The 4,722-nt window shown below is 64.3% G+C and carries 1 pseudogene and 1 CRISPR repeat array; the pseudogene reads left to right on the top strand.

Going from position 1 to position 4,722, the window contains the following annotated elements:
- Positions 1-124, top strand: a pseudogene (locus H0U68_RS11420) (IS630 family transposase); the annotation flags it as partial.
- A gap of 100 nt (positions 125-224) precedes the next feature.
- A CRISPR array of direct repeats spans positions 225-4,600; the repeat unit is 31 nt; unit sequence GTCGCGCCTTCACGGGCGCGTGGATTGAAAC.
- Positions 4,601-4,722 lie beyond the last annotated feature (122 nt).

The following is a 4,722-nucleotide window of genomic DNA, read 5'->3' as shown; positions in this document are numbered from 1 at the left end:
CATCGACCATTTCGTCAACGCTCACAACCAAAACTGTCAGCCGTTCAAATGGACTGCGACCGCCGATTCGATCCTTGAAAAGCTGCATCGACTTTGCTCACGTATTATCGGGACAGGACACTAGCGGTCCGCGCCAAGCGGCGCATTTCGGCCTTGCCTTTTTGGTGTTGCTTCGCGCAATCCCGGTAAATTTCGCTTGTGCCGCATTGACTTACGGAATGGCAGTCGCGCCTTCACGGGCGCGTGGATTGAAACTTCCACTCGTCGGCGGCCTTCTTCGCCTCCTCGACGTCGCGCCTTCACGGGCGCGTGGATTGAAACAAGACAGAGGTGGCGGACGCGATCTACAGGATGTTGTCGCGCCTTCACGGGCGCGTGGATTGAAACAACCCTGGTCAGCGGCCTGGAGCAATCGGAAAAGGTCGCGCCTTCACGGGCGCGTGGATTGAAACTACTTTCTGGTCGCGACAGTAGAGGTACTCGTAAGTCGCGCCTTCACGGGCGCGTGGATTGAAACGAGCACGCCATCGCCGGTGATAGGAATCTCCGGCGCCTGTCGCGCCTTCACGGGCGCGTGGATTGAAACCAATCCACCCCTTTGGAATCCTCGTCGCCATGGAGTCGCGCCTTCACGGGCGCGTGGATTGAAACAGCCCCGGGACTCTTACAACTGCGTAACCACGCAGGTCGCGCCTTCACGGGCGCGTGGATTGAAACTTATCCGCGACGATCAGGCTCACGGTGTTGGGTGGTCGCGCCTTCACGGGCGCGTGGATTGAAACATGGTCTGGAACAGCTCGGGCAGCGAGCTGGTGACGTCGCGCCTTCACGGGCGCGTGGATTGAAACTCCAGGCCCACCAGCATCAGTGCGGCCTTGGCCGGGTCGCGCCTTCACGGGCGCGTGGATTGAAACACTTGCGCACCGCCATGAATGCAACGATGGCCATGTCGCGCCTTCACGGGCGCGTGGATTGAAACCCTTTGATGTCTGGTACTACCCTGGTTAGAACCTGGTCGCGCCTTCACGGGCGCGTGGATTGAAACAGCAACCGCGCACAGCAATTTGACCGCCAGCGCGTCGCGCCTTCACGGGCGCGTGGATTGAAACTACTCTGGTGATCTGCACGGCAACGACACGCCACGGTCGCGCCTTCACGGGCGCGTGGATTGAAACAGCAACATCAAGCCGCCCGGCGCCAGCGAGGTGCGTCGCGCCTTCACGGGCGCGTGGATTGAAACGCGTCCTAAAGAGGGGTGGGCGGTGGGCGCGCGGATGTCGCGCCTTCACGGGCGCGTGGATTGAAACATGGCCTCGAACAGCTCGGGCAGCGAGCTGGTGACGGTCGCGCCTTCACGGGCGCGTGGATTGAAACGCCTTAGGCGCTGCCGGCGCCGGCGCCGGCGCGGCGTCGCGCCTTCACGGGCGCGTGGATTGAAACGACATAAATCGTGCCACCAACCGCCACGACATTGGGTCGCGCCTTCACGGGCGCGTGGATTGAAACGCTCACATCGACGGCTACGCGGCCAGCGCCGCCACGTCGCGCCTTCACGGGCGCGTGGATTGAAACCTGTGCTTCGCAGACGGCGAGCCTGGCGCCGCGGGTCGCGCCTTCACGGGCGCGTGGATTGAAACGCCGTGCGCGAGCGCTTCACCGAGGCCGACGTGGAGTCGCGCCTTCACGGGCGCGTGGATTGAAACGCCTTGAAGGTATGGCCGTCGGTCACCCACACGTGTCGCGCCTTCACGGGCGCGTGGATTGAAACGGAGCCTGGCGCTTGCCGGCTCCGCCACCGTGATGTCGCGCCTTCACGGGCGCGTGGATTGAAACGTGACCAAGCCGACGGACACGGCGCCCAACCGGCGTCGCGCCTTCACGGGCGCGTGGATTGAAACCGCCACGGGACTGCTGCGGTTGCAGAAGATCGCGCGTCGCGCCTTCACGGGCGCGTGGATTGAAACGCTGAGCTGCTGCTGCAGGAGCTGGGCGGCTACCAGTCGCGCCTTCACGGGCGCGTGGATTGAAACTGGAACGACCCCATCAATAACTGGCCGCTGAAGCTGGTCGCGCCTTCACGGGCGCGTGGATTGAAACGACCAGGTGGCGCCGCCGTCGCTGGAGAACTGGAGTCGCGCCTTCACGGGCGCGTGGATTGAAACATTGACTGGCTGTCGCTCCTCGGACCAGCAGGGGAGTCGCGCCTTCACGGGCGCGTGGATTGAAACTCCAGCTCGCGGATGGCTTCCTTGGCCGCGTCCAGTCGCGCCTTCACGGGCGCGTGGATTGAAACCAGCCCAACGCCGTCGCCCATGTGCAACAGGCCACGTCGCGCCTTCACGGGCGCGTGGATTGAAACTCGACCATCGCCGCCAGAACATGGCACATGACCGTCGCGCCTTCACGGGCGCGTGGATTGAAACGGTGTCCAGCCGCTTGCGGGTGTCGATCTCGCACAGTCGCGCCTTCACGGGCGCGTGGATTGAAACGCCTACACCGGGGCGAGCGCGGGCCTAGCCCTCGTCGCGCCTTCACGGGCGCGTGGATTGAAACGCCATCACGGCGAGGTCCCCGGCAGTCGGGCGCGTCGCGCCTTCACGGGCGCGTGGATGAAACGAGCAGCAACCGGCCTTCGAGAACCGCGATGCCGCGTCGCGCCTTCACGGGCGCGTGGATTGAAACATGCATCGACGAGGCTGCAAACGGCGTCATCCCGGCCTAGTCGCGCCTTCACGGGCGCGTGGATTGAAACATGCCGTAGCGTAGGCGCTCGAACTCACCGGAGAAGGTCGCGCCTTCACGGGCGCGTGGATTGAAACATCCTGTTCGTGGTCTGCCTCGTGGCGTTCATCGTGTCGCGCCTTCACGGGCGCGTGGATTGAAACACCAAGAACAAGATCAAGCGCGAAGGTGCCAAGTACGTCGCGCCTTCACGGGCGCGTGGATTGAAACGTTGTGGATCAGGCCGCGAACGCGGAGGCGGTCGGGTCGCGCCTTCACGGGCGCGTGGATTGAAACTCCGACAGGCGCGACGAGCGGGCCGAACCTGTCGTGTCGCGCCTTCACGGGCGCGTGGATTGAAACTTTGCGTCGGGCGGCAGCTGCTTGGGAACGCGCTTGTCGCGCCTTCACGGGCGCGTGGATTGAAACAGTCTTGCGCTCGAAACGGGCCTGGCTGCGATCGAGCGTCGCGCCTTCACGGGCGCGTGGATTGAAACAGACTGGCGGCGTGGTGATGGCGAACGCGCCTTGTCGCGCCTTCACGGGCGCGTGGATTGAAACACCAAAATGAGGCTGCAGCCGAACGCATCGGCAAGTCGCGCCTTCACGGGCGCGTGGATTGAAACGAGGTGATCGGGCGCGTGCGGTGGGGCGGAATCACGTCGCGCCTTCACGGGCGCGTGGATTGAAACACCCAGGCCGCGCGCGGGTGCCGGTCGCATCGGCCGGTCGCGCCTTCACGGGCGCGTGGATTGAAACCCCTTCATCGTCAGCAGCAGCTCGGCGATGCGGTCGTCGCGCCTTCACGGGCGCGTGGATTGAAACTGCCTTGATCGGATGGTCATGACGTGGGCTCAGCGTCGCGCCTTCACGGGCGCGTGGATTGAAACTTGGCGAGGCGGTAACACGCGGCCTTGCCCGGCTTGTCGCGCCTTCACGGGCGCGTGGATTGAAACACCGTCGCCAAGGCCATGCAGATGGACGTGCTGGGTCGCGCCTTCACGGGCGCGTGGATTGAAACTTTTGGTGCTTCAGCACGATCTCGCTGGACGCGCCGTCGCGCCTTCACGGGCGCGTGGATTGAAACTGTTCGTTCGTTGTGGTAGCCACCGCCAACATCCGGTCGCGCCTTCACGGGCGCGTGGATTGAAACGCGACACGCGTATCGGCCTGCACGTTCAGGCCAGGTCGCGCCTTCACGGGCGCGTGGATTGAAACAACATCCAGCACGTGAACAACTGGCAGGCGCGCAAGTCGCGCCTTCACGGGCGCGTGGATTGAAACCTGGAGGCGTCGCGCTCCTACTACGCCAGCAGCGACGTCGCGCCTTCACGGGCGCGTGGATTGAAACGCGGACCCGCCGCTGGCGTTGGCGACCACCGCGTAGTCGCGCCTTCACGGGCGCGTGGATTGAAACACCGGGTCGGGCTCAGCAGGCGGGAACAATCATCCAGGTCGCGCCTTCACGGGCGCGTGGATTGAAACACCCTGGTCCACCATCGCCAGCATGTTGCGCGGCGTCGCGCCTTCACGGGCGCGTGGATTGAAACAGCTCACCCTCGAAGCCACCAGCGCATGAGTCCTGTCGCGCCTTCACGGGCGCGTGGATTGAAACATCACGAGCCGTTTGATGGCGCCGCCGTTCATGGGTCGCGCCTTCACGGGCGCGTGGATTGAAACGCTGCGCGCGACCTTCGCACAGGTGAGGATCTCGGTCGCGCCTTCACGGGCGCGTGGATTGAAACGCGCAGTACATCGGCGGCTCCGTGGCCTCGGCGGCGTCGCGCCTTCACGGGCGCGTGGATTGAAACGGCACCTACGTCGGCCTCGCCCAACTCGCCGCGCAGCGTCGCGCCTTCACGGGCGCGTGGATTGATGTTAGCGCCGATGTAAAACTGACCCACTGCGCCGAAGTAAAAGTGACCCACCTGGGCGACGATGGTGGCCTTTTGGCCGTCGATGTTGAACCAGGAGCAAGCAGTGGAGATACGTGTGATGGCC

Source organism: Ramlibacter sp., from assembly GCF_013697775.1.
Lineage (GTDB): Bacteria > Pseudomonadota > Gammaproteobacteria > Burkholderiales > Burkholderiaceae_C > Ramlibacter.
This window is presented reverse-complemented; position numbering and strand designations above follow the sequence as displayed.